This window comes from Demequina sp. NBRC 110057, assembly GCF_002090175.1.
Taxonomy (GTDB): Bacteria; Actinomycetota; Actinomycetes; order Actinomycetales; family Demequinaceae; genus Demequina.
In genome coordinates, this window is record NZ_BBRN01000003.1 from 787,624 (window position 1) to 804,319 (window position 16,696).

Annotated in this window: 15 protein-coding genes and 1 tRNA gene; 7 read left to right on the forward strand and 9 right to left on the reverse strand. The window is 69.5% G+C overall.

Going from position 1 to position 16,696, the window contains the following annotated elements; all coding sequences use genetic code 11:
- Positions 1-7: 7 nt before the first annotated feature.
- The 9 genes from B7K26_RS03650 to B7K26_RS03690 form a co-directional block, all read right to left on the reverse strand.
- Entirely contained in the window at positions 8-3,487 is a 3,480-nt protein-coding gene (locus tag B7K26_RS03650) for a DNA-directed RNA polymerase subunit beta (protein WP_084077294.1), read from the reverse strand.
- A 373-nt stretch (positions 3,488-3,860) separates the two neighbouring features.
- Positions 3,861-4,244 (reverse strand): 50S ribosomal protein L7/L12, encoded by a 384-nt coding sequence (gene rplL / locus B7K26_RS03655; RefSeq protein ID WP_084077295.1) that lies wholly within the window; start codon positions 4,242-4,244, stop codon positions 3,861-3,863.
- A gap of 59 nt (positions 4,245-4,303) precedes the next feature.
- Positions 4,304-4,825: a 50S ribosomal protein L10 gene (rplJ, locus tag B7K26_RS03660; RefSeq protein WP_084077296.1), complete on the reverse strand. Its 522-nt coding sequence runs from the start codon at positions 4,823-4,825 to the stop codon at positions 4,304-4,306.
- A 444-nt stretch (positions 4,826-5,269) separates the two neighbouring features.
- Positions 5,270-5,968 carry a 50S ribosomal protein L1 gene (gene rplA / locus B7K26_RS03665; protein ID WP_084077297.1) on the reverse strand — a complete coding sequence of 233 codons (699 nt, stop codon included), beginning with the start codon at positions 5,966-5,968 and terminating at the stop codon, positions 5,270-5,272.
- Positions 5,969-6,037: 69 nt separating this feature from the next.
- Positions 6,038-6,469 carry a 50S ribosomal protein L11 gene (gene rplK / locus B7K26_RS03670; protein WP_084077298.1) on the reverse strand — a complete coding sequence of 144 codons (432 nt, stop codon included), beginning with the start codon at positions 6,467-6,469 and terminating at the stop codon, positions 6,038-6,040.
- A gap of 60 nt (positions 6,470-6,529) precedes the next feature.
- Positions 6,530-7,393 (reverse strand): transcription termination/antitermination protein NusG, encoded by an 864-nt coding sequence (nusG, locus tag B7K26_RS03675; RefSeq protein WP_084077299.1) that lies wholly within the window; start codon positions 7,391-7,393, stop codon positions 6,530-6,532.
- A gap of 33 nt (positions 7,394-7,426) precedes the next feature.
- A complete protein-coding gene (gene secE / locus B7K26_RS03680) occupies positions 7,427-7,684 on the reverse strand; it encodes a preprotein translocase subunit SecE (RefSeq protein ID WP_084077300.1) in 258 nt (85 codons plus the stop codon).
- Positions 7,685-7,745: 61 nt separating this feature from the next.
- Positions 7,746-7,818, reverse strand: a tRNA-Trp gene (locus tag B7K26_RS03685).
- A gap of 251 nt (positions 7,819-8,069) precedes the next feature.
- Positions 8,070-8,903, reverse strand: coding sequence for an endonuclease domain-containing protein (locus B7K26_RS03690; RefSeq protein ID WP_143340438.1), 834 nt, complete (start codon positions 8,901-8,903; stop codon positions 8,070-8,072).
- Positions 8,904-9,092: 189 nt separating this feature from the next.
- Between B7K26_RS03690 and B7K26_RS03695 the strand changes: the two genes are divergently transcribed.
- The 7 genes from B7K26_RS03695 (at position 9,093) to B7K26_RS03725 (ending at position 16,680) form a co-directional block, all read left to right on the forward strand.
- Positions 9,093-10,295, forward strand: coding sequence for a pyridoxal phosphate-dependent aminotransferase (locus B7K26_RS03695; RefSeq protein WP_084077302.1), 1,203 nt, complete (start codon positions 9,093-9,095; stop codon positions 10,293-10,295).
- A gap of 111 nt (positions 10,296-10,406) precedes the next feature.
- Positions 10,407-11,849, forward strand: a complete 1,443-nt coding sequence (locus tag B7K26_RS03700; protein ID WP_084077303.1) for an NAD(P)/FAD-dependent oxidoreductase — start codon at positions 10,407-10,409, stop codon at positions 11,847-11,849.
- A gap of 42 nt (positions 11,850-11,891) precedes the next feature.
- On the forward strand, positions 11,892-12,746 hold the full coding sequence (locus B7K26_RS03705) for an ABC transporter ATP-binding protein (protein ID WP_084077304.1): 855 nt from the start codon (positions 11,892-11,894) through the stop codon (positions 12,744-12,746).
- Positions 12,743-13,558 carry an ABC transporter permease gene (locus B7K26_RS03710; protein WP_234998674.1) on the forward strand — a complete coding sequence of 272 codons (816 nt, stop codon included), beginning with the start codon at positions 12,743-12,745 and terminating at the stop codon, positions 13,556-13,558. The genes B7K26_RS03705 and B7K26_RS03710 overlap by 4 nt, the downstream gene beginning before the upstream one ends.
- 49 nt (positions 13,559-13,607) lie before the next feature.
- On the forward strand, positions 13,608-14,474 hold the full coding sequence (locus B7K26_RS03715) for a hypothetical protein (RefSeq protein WP_084077305.1): 867 nt from the start codon (positions 13,608-13,610) through the stop codon (positions 14,472-14,474).
- 86 nt (positions 14,475-14,560) lie between these two features.
- The gene (locus tag B7K26_RS03720) at positions 14,561-16,021 is read left to right on the forward strand and encodes a cell wall metabolism sensor histidine kinase WalK (protein WP_159449598.1); all 1,461 of its coding nucleotides are present in this window, start codon (positions 14,561-14,563) and stop codon (positions 16,019-16,021) included.
- A complete protein-coding gene (locus B7K26_RS03725) occupies positions 16,018-16,680 on the forward strand; it encodes a response regulator transcription factor (protein WP_084077307.1) in 663 nt (220 codons plus the stop codon). Before B7K26_RS03720 ends, B7K26_RS03725 begins: the two co-directional genes overlap by 4 nt.
- Positions 16,681-16,696 lie beyond the last annotated feature (16 nt).

Consider the following 16,696-nt stretch of genomic DNA (forward strand, 5'->3'; position numbering starts at 1 on the left):
CCTCTTCTCAGATCTCGTCGACGCTGGAGGCGTCCGGGCGGCTGGACAGGGAGATACCGAGCGACTCGGCAGCCTGGTACGCGTCGTCCTCCGACTCGCGCATCTCGATGACCTGACCCTCCTGGTTCAGGACCTCGACGTTCAGGCAGAGCGACTGCATCTCCTTCATGAGCACCCGGAACGACTCGGGCAGGCCCGGGTCGGGGATGTTCTGGCCCTTGACGATGGCCTCGTAGACCTTCACGCGGCCGACGACGTCGTCCGACTTGATGGTCAGCAGCTCCTGCAGCGCGTAGGCGGCGCCGTATGCCTCGAGGGCCCACACCTCCATCTCACCGAAGCGCTGGCCACCGAACTGGGCCTTACCGCCGAGCGGCTGCTGGGTGATCATCGAGTAGGGACCGGTCGAACGCGCGTGGATCTTGTCGTCGACCAGGTGGTGGAGCTTCAGGATGTACTTGTAACCCACGGCCACGGGCTCGGGGAACGGCTCACCGGTGCGACCGTCGAACAGTCGCGCCTTGCCGTCCTCGTTCACGAGGCGGTCACCATCGCGGTTGGGGTTGATGGTGGTGCGGAGGTTGATGAGCGTCTGCTCCTCCAGGCCATCGAACACCGGCGTGGCGATCGGGGTTCCGGGCTCCGACTTGCGGGCCTGCTCGGGCAGCTTCTTCGCCCAGTCGTCCTTGACGTCGGTCGCGTCCCAGCCGTTCTTGGCCACCCAGCCGGCGTGGGTCTCGAGGACCTGGCCGACGTTCATGCGGCCGGGAACACCCAGCGGGTTGAGGATGACGTCGACGGGCGTGCCGTCCTCGAGGAACGGCATGTCCTCGACCGGCAGGATCGTCGAGATGACGCCCTTGTTGCCGTGACGACCGGCGAGCTTGTCGCCCTCCGAGATCTTGCGACGCTGCGCGATGTAGACGCGGACCAGCTGGTTCACGCCGGCGGGCAGATCGTCGTCGTCCTCGTCGGAGAAGACGCGGACGCCGATGACGGTGCCGGACTCGCCGTGGGGAACCTTGAGCGACGTGTCGCGCACCTCGCGGGCCTTCTCGCCGAAGATCGCGCGCAGCAGGCGCTCCTCCGGGGTCAGCTCGGTCTCGCCCTTCGGGGTGACCTTGCCGACCAGGATGTCGCCCGCACGCACCTCGGCGCCGATGCGGATGATGCCGCGCTCGTCGAGGTCGGCAAGCACCTCCTCGGAGGCGTTGGGGATGTCGCGGGTGATCTCCTCCGGGCCGAGCTTCGTGTCGCGGGCGTCGACCTCGTGCTCCTCGATGTGAATCGAGGTGAGGTCGTCGTCCTGCACGATGCGCTGCGACAGGATGATCGCGTCCTCGTAGTTGTGACCCTCCCAGCACATGAAGGCGACCAGCAGGTTGCGGCCGAGCGACAGCTCGCCCTCGTCGGTCGACGGGCCGTCGGCGAGGACGGAGCCGGGCACGACTGCCTGGCCCTCGTCGACCAGCACGCGCTGGTTGTAGTTGGTGCCCTGGTTCGAGCGCTGGAACTTGGCCACCTTGTACGAGCCGGTGGTGCCGTCGTCGTTGGCGACGGTGATGAGGTCGGAGCTGACCTCGGTCACCACGCCCGCCTTGGTGGCGACGATGACGTCACCGGCGTCAACGGCCGCGCGGCGCTCCATGCCGGTACCCACGAGCGGGGCGTCGGCGCGGACCAGCGGCACTGCCTGGCGCTGCATGTTCGCACCCATGAGGGCGCGGTTGGCGTCGTCGTGCTCGAGGAACGGGATGAGTGCGGTCGCGACCGACACCATCTGGCGCGGCGAGACGTCCATGTAGTCCACCGCGTCGCGAGGCACGAACTCGACCTCGCCACCCTTCGAGCGAACGAGCACGCGCTCCTCGGCGAAGGTGTTGTCGTCCGACAGCTCGGCGTTGGCCTGCGCGATGACGAAGTGGTCCTCGTCGTCCGCGGTCAGGTAGTCGATCTTGTCCGAGACCTTGCCCTTGATGACCTTGCGGTACGGGGTCTCGACGAAGCCCAGCGGGTTCACGCGGCCGTAGGTCGCGAGAGCACCGATCAGACCGATGTTCGGACCCTCAGGCGTCTCAATCGGGCACATACGGCCGTAGTGCGACGGGTGGACGTCACGGACCTCCATGCCGGCGCGGTCACGGGACAGACCACCCGGGCCCAGCGCGGACAGACGACGCTTGTTCGTCAGGCCCGCGAGCGGGTTGTTCTGGTCCATGAACTGCGACAGCTGCGACGTGCCGAAGAACTCGCGGATGGCGGCGACGACCGGACGCGTGTTGATGAGCGTCTGGGGCGTGATGGCCTCGACGTCCTGCGTAGTCATGCGCTCGCGCACCACGCGCTCCATGCGCGACAGGCCGGTGCGGATCTGGTTCTGCACCAGCTCGCCCACGGCGCGGATGCGGCGGTTGCCGAAGTGGTCGATGTCGTCGGTCTCGACCTCAACCTCGCCGGCGAGCGACTCGAACGTCGCGTGACCGGCGTGCGCGGCAAGCGTGTACTTCACGGTCGCGACGATGTCGTCGAGGCTCAGCACCGAGTCGTTCAGCGCCTTGCCGACCTTGAGCTTCTTGTTCAGCTTGAAGCGGCCGACCTTCGCGAGGTCGTAGCGCTTCGAGTTGAAGTAGAAGTTGTCGAGCAGGTTCTGGCCCGCCTCGACCGTGGGCGGCTCGCCCGGACGCAGCTTGCGGTAGAGGTCGACGAGCGCCTCTTCCTGCGAGTGGACGGTGTCCTTCTCGAGGGTGTCGAGCAGCGCGGGGAAGTCCTTGAACTCCGTCGCGATGGCCTCGTCGGACATGCCGAGGGCCTTGAGGAACAGCGTCACGGGCTGCTTGCGCTTGCGGTCGACACGCACGCCGACGGCGTCACGCTTGTCGATCTCGAACTCGAGCCACGCGCCACGCGAGGGAATGACCTTCGCGGTGAAGATGTCCTTGTCGGACGTCTTGTCGGGGGTGCGCTCGAAGTACACGCCGGGCGAACGGACCAGCTGCGACACGACGACGCGCTCGGTGCCGTTGACGATGAACGTGCCCTTGGGGGTCATGAGCGGGAAGTCGCCCATGAACACCGTCTGCGACTTGATCTCGCCAGTGGTGTGGTTCATGAACTCAGCGGTGACGAACAGCTGAGCGGCGTAGGTGAAGTCCTTCTCCTTGCACTCCTCGGGAGTGCTACGGGGGTCCTCGAAGTACGGGTCCGAGAAACTGAGGGACATGGTCTGTCCGAAGTCCTCGATCGGGGAGATCTCCTCGAAGACCTCCTGCAGACCGGCGATCTCCGGGACGTCGTCGCGTCCGTCCTTCTGGGCCGCGGCGACGCGGCCCTTCCACGTCTCGTTGCCGATGAGCCAGTCAAAGCTCTCGGTCTGAATCCCCAGGAGGTTGGGGACCTCGATCGGCTCGGCGATCGAGGCGAAGGAAATGCGGGGTGACGCGGAACGGTTGGCGATGGCGGTAGCCGAGGGGGTGCGCGAAGCAGCCAAGGGCGGGTCCTTCCCTTTTTGTAGCGTGCGTGTCGCGAGTCTCAAGCCGCGGCTCCACCGGATCCCGGGGCCAAACCGCTATGGAGCGGTGGCTCGCCGGGTAGGCATCTGAGGGCAGGGCAATAGACAGCGCAAAGCAAGAGCCTACTCGCCCATGCACCAAAAGTCCAACGGCGCACGTCGACTCGCCGGGCGTTGACCACATCGTCATCGCCGGGGGCGTCTATCGCTGGGTAAGAGAGTACCAATGACGAGGGCCGATGCGTGCCACGGCGCCCGGAATGGGGAAAACCCTGCCACGGCATCGGCCGCACACGACGAAGGCCGGGCCTCCCCGAAGGGAGACCCGGCCCTCAAGCCGAAGTCGGCGAGCTTACTTGAGCTCGACGGTGGCGCCGGCAGCCTCGAGCTGCTCCTTGGCCTTCTCGGCGTCGTCCTTCTTCGCGCCCTCGAGGACGGCCTTGGGGGCCTCGTCCACGAGCGCCTTGGCCTCACCGAGGCCGAGCGACGTGAGCGCGCGCACCTCCTTGATGACCTGGATCTTCTTGTCGCCAACGGCGGTGAGGATGACGTCGAACTCGTCCTTCTCCTCAGCGGCCTCGGCCTCGCCCGCGGGGGCGGCGGCAACGGCAACAGCGGCGGGGGCGGCAGCGGTGACGTCGAAGGTCTCCTCGAACGCCTTGACGAACTCCGACAGCTCGATGAGCGAGAGCTCCTTGAACTGCTCGATGAGCTCCTCGGTGGTGAGCTTAGCCATGGTGGTTTCCTTACGTTATGACTGCGTGACGCAGGTTCTTGCGATGGGGGTAGCGGCCCTTAGGCCGCGTCTTCCTGCTTGGCACGCAGGGCGTCGACGGCGCGCGCTGCCTTGGACAGCGGTGCCTGGAACATGTATGCGGCGTTGACGAGCGAGGCCTGAATGGCACCCGCCGCCTTCGCGAGCAGCACTTCACGGGACTCGAGGTCTGCGAGCTTGTTGATCTCCTCAGCGGAGAGCACGTTGCCTTCGAGAACGCCGCCCTTGATGACGAGCTTGTCGTTCTCCTTGGCAAAACCCTTCAGACCCTTTGCAGCCTCCACCGGGTCACCGGTGACGAATGCAATGGCCGTGGGGCCGACGAAGAGGTCGTCAAGACCCTCCACACCGGCTTCCTTGGCCGCGAGCGCCGTCAGAGTGTTCTTCGCGACCACGTAGGTCGCGGCGCCACGGAGCTTCGTGCGCAGCTCAGCGAGCTGCGGCACCGAAAGGCCGCGGTACTCGGTGACGACCACAGCGTCGGAGGCACGGAACTTGTCCGCGAGCTCCTTGACTGCTGCCACCTTGTCTGGCGTCGCCATGGGTTGTCCTTCCTATGGGTGACCGTCGGCGCCTCCTCGCGGAGACGGCCAGCCCCGGACAACAGAAAAGCCCCGCGCAGGCGGGGCTGGTGGGCACACACGAATGTGTGCTTCTCAGTTCACCTGCGCTGGCCTCCGCTGCTGCGGGACTTGGATCCGGACCGGAGAACCGGCCCTGATGACCGGCGGTCTTGGGCGTCGTCAATCTTACACGAGTTTTGGCCGGGTGTCGCGCCCGGCCGATGCGGGGGGCGAGCAGCGGACGAAAGTCGCCGCGGCATCGGCCCCAGACAAGCAGATGGCCCGGTCTCCCGTCCAGTGGGACGGGAGACCGGGCCGGGCGACGTCGGGAGGCCCCGGTGGGGGCCGCGAGCCATCGCGTGCTCTCTAGACGCTCAGTCCGGGGTCACCGGGCCTCGCGCGAGTGCGTTCGGTATGCCTGCTCTACTTCTCGACCTTGGCGAGGGCGTCGACGGGGATGCCGGGGCCCTGCGTGGCGGAGATCGAGGCCTTGATGATGTAGCGACCCTTCGAAGCCGACGGCTTCACGCGCTGGACCTCATCGAGGACGGCCTGGAAGTTCTCGAGGAGCTTCTCGTCGCCGAAAGACGCCTTGCCGATCACCGAGTGAAGGTTGGCGTGCTTGTCGACGCGGAACTCGATCTTTCCGCCCTTGATGTCGGACACGGCCTTGGCCACGTCCATCGTCACGGTGCCGGTCTTGGGGTTCGGCATGAGGCCACGGGGACCGAGCACGCGGCCGAGGCGGCCGACCTTGCCCATGAGGTCCGGGGTGGCAACCACGGAGTCGAAGTCCTGGCGGCCGTTGACCACCTCGTCGATGAGCTCGTCGCCACCGACGATGTCGGCGCCCGCCTCACGTGCCGCCTCTGCCTTGTCACCGTTGGCGAAGACCAGGACCCGAGCGGTCTTGCCGGTGCCGTGGGGCAGGATGGTGGTGGAACGGACGGCCTGGTCGGCGTGACGCGGGTCGACGCCGAGCTTGAAGACGACGTCGATGGTCGAGTCGGTGTTCTTCGAGGCGGTCTTCTGCGCGAGGCGCACGGCCTCGAGCGGGGTGTAGAGCTGGCTACGGTCGACGAGCTGGGCTGCGTCGCGGTAAGCCTTGGAGCGCTTGGTCATCTGCTTCTTCCTTTGCAGTCGTGGTGGCGGGTCAGCGCGACCCCTCCCACTGGTAATTCAGGTGCGGTCTTAGGAGACCGTGATGCCCATGGAGCGGGCGGTACCGGCGATGATCTTCGCGGCGGCGTCGATGTCGTTGGCGTTGAGGTCGGCCATCTTCTGCTCGGCGATCTCGCGCACCTGGGCCTCGGTCAGCGAGCCAACCTTGGTGGTGTGCGGGGTGCCGGAGCCCTTGGGGACGCCTGCGGCCTTCTTGATGAGCTCTGCGGCCGGCGGGGTCTTCGTGATGAACGTGAAGGAACGGTCTTCGTAGACCGTGATCTCCACGGGAATCACGTTGCCGCGCTGCGACTCGGTGGCCGCGTTGTAGGCCTTGCAGAACTCCATGATGTTCACGCCGTGCTGACCCAGGGCGGGTCCGACGGGCGGAGCGGGGTTCGCGGCGCCGGCCTGGATCTGAAGCTTGATCAGACCAGCGACCTTCTTCTTAGGGGCTGCCATGTTTCGGGTCCTTCTGTTGCTGGGGGCGGCTGGCTGCCGCCGTGGGTGCTGGAGTCAGTCTCAGATCTTCTGGACCTGAGTGAACGCCAGCTCGACCGGGGTTTCCCGGCCGAAGATGGAGACGAGAACCTGGAGCTTCTGGGACTCCACGGAGATCTCGGAGATGGTGCCGGGCAGGGTGGCGAACGGACCGTCGATGACCGTGATGGACTCGCCGACCTCGAAGTCGACCTCGACGGGCGTCGCGGACTGCTGCTGCGACTCCTCCGACGTGGACTCCGCGCTCTCCTTGGGGGCGAGCATGGCGTAGACCTCGTCGGGGGTGAGCGGCACGGGCTGGTGGGCGTGGCCCACGAAGCCGGTGACGCCGGGCGTGTTGCGCACGGTGCCCCAGGACTCGTCCGAGAGGTACATGCGCACCAGGACGTATCCGGGCATCCGGACGCGAGTCACCAGCTTGCGCTGGCCGTTCTTGATCTCGGCGACCTCTTCCATCGGGACCTCGACCTGGAAGATCGAGTCCTCCTGGTGGAGGCTCTCGCGACGGTGCTCGATCGACTGCTTCACGCGCTTCTCGTGTCCCGAGTAGCTGTGGATGACGTACCAGTCACCCTCCTGCATGCGCAGCTGAGCCTTGAACTCCTCGATCGGGTCGAGCGGGGCGGGCGCCTCGGCGGCCTCTTCCTCGACCTCGAGGGCCGCCTCTTCGGCAGCCTCGACCGGGTCGTCCGCGGGAACGGTGTCGTCGTCGCCCTCGATCACGGCGTCGACGGGGGCGTCCGACAGCTGAGCCTCGTCGACCGCGGGGGTCGCCTCATCGGCCGGGCCGTCCGCCGCCGCCTGGGCGCGGTCGGTCGCCTCGGCGATGTCGGCTACGAGGGCGTCCAGCTTGTCGCCGGCCGCGTCGAGCTTGTCGTCACTCACGAGTCACCACTTCCTAGATTCGTTGTGCGGCAGTTAGCCGCCGAACACCCACGCGGACAGCCAGCCGAAGCCGACGTCGAGCACGAAGACGAGGAGCATCATCACGGCGACGAAGCCCAGGACGATCCAGATGTACTGGATGAGTTCCTCGCGCGTGGGGGTCACGACCCGCTTCAGCTCGGACACGACCTGGCGGACGAACAGCGCGATACGTCCGAAGATGCTCAGGCCCTCGCGGCTCTCGTGCCGCGGGTCCTTCTCTCCGGAATCCGTCACGGCAGATTCGCTCACCAGGTAAGTCCTTTGCTCGGAATCGGGGTGTGTTCGTGCGTGCGGCCTGGGCCGCACCCAGCAGGGTAGGAGGGACTCGAACCCCCAACCGTCGGTTTTGGAGACCGATGCGCTACCAATTGCGCCACTACCCTCCGGAGGCGTTGGGACCTCCGTGGCTTCTCGACTCCCGGATGAGGGACCGCACCAGGGCGCGGGTCATCATCGCGATCGTCAATCGCCGAACTGCAATGGTACGGGTTCCCGGGCCAAAAAGCGAACCCGGGTCGTGACCGGGGCGTCCCTGCCGTCACGCCGTGCGGTCAATTGTGCCATTGCCCGCGTGCGGGCTTCGCGGCGCCGTGCACCGCGGGCGATCTCGCACATGCCCGCGTCGACCCCGCTCTCACGAGCCGAGAACCGCGCGCACGGCGGCCGCCACGCTGACAGCGTTGGGGCCGGCGAGGTCGCGATAGGTGAACCGCAGCACGGTGTAGCCCAGACGCGCGAGCTCGCGATCCCGGGTCCGATCACGCTGGAACGCCTCCTGGTCATCATGGAACTGGCGGCCGTCTGCCTCCACGACCACCCGGTTCGCCGCGACCATGTCGACCCTCCCGACTCCCGGGATGTACCGCTGCGGGTGCACGGGGATGCCGGCGCTCGCGAGGTCGAACCGCGCCCAGGTTTCCGGCGGCGACTCCGCGCGTCCGTCCATGTAGCTCAGCAGCCAGTCCCTGCGCTCCCGTGTGCTTCGCACGAAGGCGGCGACCTGGTCTGGGCGGACGAGGCCTTGGTGGAGGGCGGAATCCACCGCGACAAGGTGATCGCGAGGGCTCAGGCAACGGCCTGCGGCATCGAGCGCCTCCGGGACGCGAGCCATCCGATGCGCGAGTCGCGGCTTGCTCGCGTGAACCGAAAAGTGCAGGGAAGCCTGCTGAGAGAACGGTGCAGTGCCGCCACGATTGCGGCCCACTTCGACGTGGGGCTTCTCGGGTCGCTGGGCCAGCGCGACGCCGCGGAACACCAGTGCCGAGCCACACGTGACGGTTCCGTGCAGCCGCGCCGCCACCAGGCGTGCAGGGTCCGCGTCCGGGAGGGCAACGAGCCCCCGTGAGACCGCCACGACCTGCCCCTTCGCCATCGCGGCCGCCACGTGGGCAGGGGTGCACCCCCGTGCGGCGAGGTCTCGCGTGCGGGCGACAGAGCCGCACCTGCGCAGCGCGGCGATGACGTCCATGTCCTCAGGCTGGCGGATCGGGCGCGACGAGAAGGGCGACGAGCGCGATCTGTGGATAGCCCGCGCGGGCGTTTCCGCAGGTGACCGCACGGTGAGGCCTATTGCCGCGAAGGCGCGGGCATCCTGGCGAAACGCCCGCACGGTCGAGGGGACGGCGGGCACACCCCACGCGCGTGGAACAATGCCCCCATGACCTCCTCCAGCCGCGTCTCCGCCCGCCTCGGCGCCATCGCGCCGTCCGCCACCCTCGCCGTCGACGCCAAGGCCAAGGCCCTCAAGGCCGCCGGCCGCCCGGTGATCGGCTTCGGAGCGGGTGAGCCCGACTTCCCCACGCCGCAGCACATCGTCGACGCCGCCGTCGAGGCGGCGCGCGACCCCAAGAACCACCGGTACACGCCCGCCGCCGGCCTCCCGGAGCTCAAGCAGGCCATCGCCGACAAGACCCAGCGCGACTCCGGCTACGAGGTAGACCCCGCGACGGTGCTCGTCACCAACGGCGGCAAGCAGGCCGTCTTCCAGGCCTTCGCCGCGATCCTCGACCCGGGCGACGAGGTCATCCTCCCCGCCCCGTACTGGACCACCTACCCCGAGGCGATCGCGCTCACCGGCGCGTCCTCCGTCGAGGTCTTCGCGGGCGCCGACCAGGGCTACCTCGTCACCGTCGAGCAGCTCGAGGCGGCCCGCACCGACAAGACCAAGGCGCTGCTGTTCTGCTCGCCCTCAAACCCCACCGGCGCCGTCTACTCCCCCGAGCAGACCAAGGCGATCGGCGAGTGGGCTCTTGAGCACGGCATCTGGGTCATCACCGACGAGATCTACGAGCACCTGCTGTACGACGGCGCCCAGTTCACCCCCATCCTGCGCGAGGTCCCCGCGCTGGCGGACACCACCCTGGTGCTCAACGGCGTCGCCAAGACCTTCGCGATGACCGGATGGCGCGTGGGCTGGATGCAGGGCCCCGCCGACGTCATCAAGGCCGCCACTAACTTCCAGTCGCACCTGACGAGCAACGTCGCGAACGTGAGCCAGCGCGCCGCGATCGCCGCCCTCACCGGCCCGATGGACGAGGTCGAGGCCATGCGCGTCGCCTTCGACCGCCGCCGCAAGACCATGGTCGAGATGCTGTCCGCGATTCCCGGTTTCCAGGTGCCCGTGCCCCAGGGCGCGTTCTACGCCTACCCGTCGGTCCAGGGTGCGCTCGGGCGCGAGATCCGCGGCAAGGTCGCCTCGACGTCGGCCGAGCTCGCCGCGATCATCCTCGACGAGGCCGAGGTCGCCGTGGTGCCCGGCGAGGCGTTCGGCCCCTCGGGCTACGTGCGCCTTTCGTATGCGTTGGCCGATGCCGACCTCGCCGAGGGCGTGGGTCGCATCCAGGCGCTGCTCGCCGAGTAACGCCTCACCTTCCGTCGACGGGGCGGCTCGGGCATCCGCCCGGGCCGCCCTTCGCGTCTGTCAGGGGCGTTGCCCTTGCGCCCCGCGTCCGCCACGGGTGACGATGCGGGGATGGACACCTTCGATGTGATCGTGATCGGCGCAGGACCCGTGGGCGAGAACGCCGCCGACAGGGCGAAGCGGGGCGGCCTCAGCGTCGCCATCGTCGAGGCGGAGCTGGTGGGCGGCGAATGCTCGTACTGGGCCTGCATGCCGTCCAAGACCCTGCTGCGGCCGGGGGCGGCCCGCGCCGCCGCCGCGGGAGTGCCGGGCGTCCCCGACATCGGCCCGCTTGACCCGATCGCGATCCTGGCGTGGCGCGACAAGGTCACGGGAGAGGGAGACGACTCCGGCCAGGAGGAGTGGCTCGACTCGGCGGGCATCACGCTCATCCGCGGCCACGGCCGCCTGGCCGGCGAGCGCACCGTCGAGGTCACGGCGGGCGAGCTCGCGCAGGGCGAGGCCTCGACGCGCACCCTTACCGCGACCCGCGCGGTCGTGGTCGCCACCGGCTCCGTCCCCGTCCTTCCCGACATCCCTGGCCTCGTCGACGCCGACCCCTGGACCTCTCGCGACGCCACCGCGGCGGACGCTGTCCCCGACTCGCTCGTGATCCTCGGCGGCGGAGTGGTGGGCTGCGAGATGGCCATGGCCTACGCCGACCTCGGCGCGCGCGTCACCCTGATCGCGCGCGGCGGCCTGCTCGGCGCCGCGGAGCCCTTCGCCGGCGCGGCCGTCGCGGACTCGCTGCGGGACCTCGGCGTCGAGGTCCTCACCGGAGCATCGGCCACGCGCGCCGCCCGCGACGGCGACGTCACCGTGACGGTGGCCGATGCCGCGGGCGCCGAGCGCGACATCGTCGCCTCCGAGATCCTGGTCGCCACCGGGCGCACCCCCCGCACGGGCGACGTGGGGCTCGACACCGTCGGCCTCGACCCCCGGGCCCCGCTCGCGATCGACGACTCGACCGCGGTGCTCGCCGCGAGCGCCGACGGCGACCCGTGGCTCTACGCCTGCGGGGACGTCACCGGACGCGTCGCCACGACTCACCAGGGCAAGTACCAGGCACGCGTGTGCGGCGACGTCATCGCAGCGCGGGCCGCCGGCACCGAGGACGCCGACCACGAGTGGAGCCCCCTGCGCGCCACGGCCGACCACGGCGCCCAGACCCAGGCGGTGTTCACGCGCCCCCAGGTGGCGTGGGTGGGCCTCACCCGCGCGCAGGCCGACGCGGCAGGGCTGTCGGTCGACGAGGTGGGCGTGGACCTTGGCGCCGTCGGCGGCGCGAGCGTGACCCACCCGGACTACGCCGGCCGCATCCAGATCCTCGTGGACCGCGAGCGCCGCGTGATCGTGGGCGCCACCGTCGTGGGCCCCGAGGCGGGAGAGATGCTGCACGCCGCGACCATCGCCGTCGTGGGCGAGGTGACGATCGACCGCCTGTGGCACGCCGTCCCCGCCTTCCCCACCGTCAGCGAGGCCTGGCTGCGCCTGGGCGAGGCGTACGGCCTGTAGAGGTGGCCGCCACCGCATCGGCGGCGCATTAGCCTCGTAGTCATGTCCGATGCGGTGGTCCAGGTCAGCGGCCTGGTGAAGTCCTATGGCGGGGTGAGGGCGGTCGACGGGCTCGACCTCACGATCGAGCGCGGCGAGGTGTTCGCCCTGCTGGGCCCCAACGGCGCCGGCAAGTCGACCACGGTGGAGATCCTCGAGGGCTTCCGCACGCGCGACGCCGGGGACGTGAGCGTCCTGGGGGTCGACCCGGTCATGGCGACCCGCTCGTGGCGCGAGCGCGTGGGGCTGATGCTTCAGTCCACCTCCCCGCGGTCGGTGCTCACGGCGCGCGAGGCGCTCAGCCACGCCACCGCGCTTTACTCCGACCCGCGCGACGTCGACGAGACGCTCGCGGCCGTGGGGCTCACCGAGAAGTCGGACGCCAAGCCCCAGGAGCTGTCGGGCGGCCAGCGGCGCCGCCTTGATGTGGCCCTCGCGGTCATCGGCCGCCCGGAGCTGATCTTCCTCGACGAGCCGACCACGGGCTTCGACCCCGAGGCAAGGCGCCAGTTCTGGGGACTCATCCAGTCCCTCACCGCGGACGGCACCACCGTGCTGCTCACCACCCACTATCTCGACGAGGCCGACCACCTTGCCGACCGCATCGGCATCCTGTCCGCCGGCCGCCTGGTGGCGCTCGACTCCCCCGCCGGGCTGCGCTCCCTCGCGAGCGGCGCCCGCGTGACGTGGACCGAGGACGGGACGGCTCGCACCGAGACCACTGCCGCGCCGACCGCTCTCCTGCGCGACCTCATCGCGCGCCACGACGGCGAGATCCCCGGGCTCGAGGTGGTCCACCCGAGCCTCGAGGACGTCTACCTCGACCTCATTGGGGCCGATGCAGGGGGCGCCGCGTGACCGCCCGCACCGCCCCCTCGTGGTGGTCGATGACGGCCGACAGGTTCGTGGTCGAGGTCAAGGAGTTCACCCGCTCGCGCGAGCAGATGATCTTCATCTTCTTCTTCCCGATGATCTTCCTGGCGCTGTTCGGGGCGATCTTCAACACCGACGACCTGTACGGCACCGGGGTCTCGTTCGGCCAGTACTTCCTGGCGGGCATGATCGCCTCCGGCATGCTCAACACCGGCTTCCAGTCGCTCGCCATCTCGATCTCGATCGACCGTTCCGAGGACGTGTTGAAGCGCATCCACGCGACGCCGCTGCCTCCCACCGCCTACTTCTTCGGCAAGATCCTCCAGGTGCTGGCAGTGTCGGTTGTCCAGGTCGCGCTGCTGATCGCGATGGGGGCGCTGCTGTTCGACGTGTCGCTTCCCGCGGACGCATGGCACTGGTTCACCTTCGTGTGGGTGTTCGTGCTCGGGCTCGCCTGCTCCACCGCGTGGGGCATCGCCACGTCCTCGCTGCTGCGCAACGGCAAGGCGGCATCGGCCATCCTCACCCCGGTGGTGCTGGTGCTGCAGTTCACCTCCGGCGTGTTTTTCGTGTTCACCGAGCTGCCCACCTGGCTGCAGCACTTCGCCGAGGTGTTCCCGCTGAAGTGGCTCGCCCAGGGCATGCGCGCCGTGTTCCTGCCCGAGCAGTTCGCGGCGGCCGAGGCGGCGGGATCGTGGCAGCTGCCGCTGGTGGCGCTCATGCTCGCCGTGTGGCTGGTCGCGGGCCTGGTGATCTCCGCCCGCACGTTCCGCTGGCTGCGCCTCGACGACCGCTGATCCTCACGCCTGAGGAAGTCCTCAGAGGCGGCGAGGCACAGTGGTGGCCATGAACGCACCGAGCATCCGCACTGTTGCCGTCGCCGCGGGCTTCTGTGGTCTGTCCCTGATCGTCGCGGGCACCGCGACCGCCATGGCGGGCGGGTCCGACGCCGAGCCGATCGGCAGCAGCATCGAACTGACGCAGGCCGATGGCGCCACCCCGACTCCCACGCCCTCCCCGACGGGCGCCGCCCTCGTCCCCGGCCTGCCCATCGAGGTGGGCAGCGACCCGCTCCTCGAGTGCGACGAGGCCGGCACGTGCGGATCCGAGGAGGACACCGCGGCCGCCGAGAGCGACGCCGCCGATACCGGCACCGCTGACACTGGCGCGGTGGAGACCGCGGTCGTCGGCGAGGAGACCGCGGCTTCCGAACCCGCCGAGGCGACGGCCGATGCCGCCGGCACCGGGGACGACAAGGACAAGGCCGACGGGCTGGCGGGCATCGGCGCCCAGCTGGCGGACTGCGACCTTCCCGACAAGCCGTCGCTCGGCGACGACGCCACGCGCGAGGAACGCCACGCCGCCTTCGCCGCCTGGAAGGACCAGCTGGTCGCGGCTGCGAAGGAATGCGGCGTCGACCTCTCCCCCGGACAGCTCGCCAACGGCAAGGGCTGCGACCGCCTGATGGACGGCTGGAAGGGCGCGCGCGAGCAGCGCGACGGAGCCCACCGCGACAGCACCGACAAGCGTGCCGATGCCGCGGCGGCCTCCCGCTCGGTCGAGGACGACCGCGACGGCGACGACGAGTGGGGCGAGGACCGGGGCTCCTGGGGCGACCGGGACTCCGACGAGGGCCGCAGCCAGGACCGCGATGGGTGGGACGGCGGAGGCGACCGTGACCGCGACGGCGGGGCATGGGACGGACACCGCTGAACCCTCACACGCTCACGCACGGACGGCCCCGGCACACGCCGGGGCCGTCCGTGCGTGAGCCTGCGTCGACCCCCGGGCGCGCTACCGTGAGCGGCAAGGCTCAGGAGGACATCATCGCGCGCATCATCGACAGGGCGGCCGCCGCCATGCAGCGCACCAGCGTGCGCTCGCGGTTGCTGATGTACCTGATCGCGCTCACCGCCGCCGCGCTGCTCATCGCGGGCCTCACCGCGTGGGCCATCGAACGCGGCCGCATCGACAGCCAGATCAACGACGACCTGGCGCTCAGGGCCCAGGCGTTCACCGAGCTCGCGAACGACGTCGACCCCACCACAGGCGAGCCCTTCGCCTCGTCTCAGGCCCTCATGCGCGAGGCGATGCTGCGCGTGGTCGCGAGCCCCACCACATCGGCCGTCGCTCACGTGGGCACGGTGGCCAGGTACGTGCCGTCGACCCCCACCCGCCTGCGGCTCGAGGACGACGAGGAGTTCCTCCAGGAGGCCGCCGACCATGCCTCGGAGACCGTCGTGGTCCGGTCGGTGACCACCGAGACCGCAGACTACCGCTACGCCGCGGTGCCGATCGTGGAGCCGGACGGCACCACGGTGGGAGTCTTCACCCTGGGCACCGACCGCGGCGCCCAGCAGGCAAACCTCGCGGAAACCTTTCAGCTGTACGCGCTGGTCGCGCTGCTCGCGCTCGCGATGATCGGCGTGGTCGCGTGGAGCACCGTCGGCCGCACCCTGCAGCCCATCGCCACCCTTGAGGCCCGCACGCGCCGCATCTCCGAGCACGACCTCTCGCAGCGCATCCCCGTCGAGGGGCACGACGACCTGGCGCGGCTCACCAAGACCGTCAACGCGATGCTCGACCGCCTCGAGCGCGCCTTCGAGGACCAGCGCCGCCTGCTCGACGACGCCTCGCACGAGTTGCGCACGCCGCTGGCGATCATGCGCACCAACCTCGAGGTGCTGGAGCCTCGCGACCCCGAGGAGGTGGAGCGCTCGCAGGGCGAGCTTCTCGACGAGGTCTCGATGATGTCGCGCCTTGTCGACGACCTCGTGACGCTCGCGAAGTCCGACCGCCCCGAGTTCGTGCACCGCACCGACACCGACCTCGGGGAGCTCACCGACTCGACCTACGCGAGGGCCAGCGCTCTTGCCGAGCGCGACTGGCACCTCGACGGCGTGGGCCAGGGAACGGTACTCGTCGACGCGCAGCGCATCACGCAGGCCTGGCTGCAGCTGGCGGCGAACGCCGTGAAGTTCTCCGAGCCGGGCTCGCGCATCCTGCTCGGCTCGAGCGTCTCCGCGACCCAGATCCGTCTGTGGGTGAGCGACGAGGGGATCGGCATCGCCCCCAGCAAGCACAAGGACATCGTCGAGCGCTTCACCCGGCTGGACCCCGACGTCGAGGGATCGGGGCTCGGCCTCACCATCGTCGTCGCCATCGTGCGCGCGCACGGCGGCAGGCTCGACGTCTTCTCCGAGCCCGGCCGCGGCTCCACCTTCACCATGATCCTGCCGAGGAACGGAGCCCAGCCATGATCCGCCTGCTGCTCGTGGAGGACGAGGACAAGCTCGTCGCCTCCCTCATCAAGGGCCTCAGGACCGCCGACATCGAGGTGGAGGCAGTGCGCACCGGTCGCGAGGGGCTCGACCGCGCTGTCCACGGCGACCACGACATCATGCTTCTCGACATCGGCCTTCCCGACCAGGAGGGCTTCACGGTGCTGCGTCGCCTGCGCTCCTCCGGCTCGGACCTTCCCGTCATCATCCTCACCGCCCGCACGTCAGCGGAGGACACCGTGCGAGGGCTCGAGCGCGGCGCCGACGACTACATGGCGAAGCCCTTCGTGTTCGACGAGCTCGTGGCCCGCATCCGCCTGCGCGCGCGCAAGCCCAGCGAGGACACGCCGCCGCCGGACGGCGTCATCGTCGTCGGCCGCTGCGAGCTCGACCCCATCGCGCGCCTGCTCACGTGTGACGGCGTGCAGATCCCCCTGAGCCCCCGCGAGTTCCAGCTGGCGCACCTCCTGATGACCCACGGCGGCGAGGTGGTCCCCCGCGCTGACGCCCTCGAGCACGTGTGGGGCTCGGCGGCGCGCGACAACGTGCTCGACGTCTACATCCGCTACCTGCGCTCCCACCTCGGCTCCGACGCGATCGAGACCATCCGCGGCATCGGCTACCGCTTCGTCGGCTAACGCACGCGCGGCATCG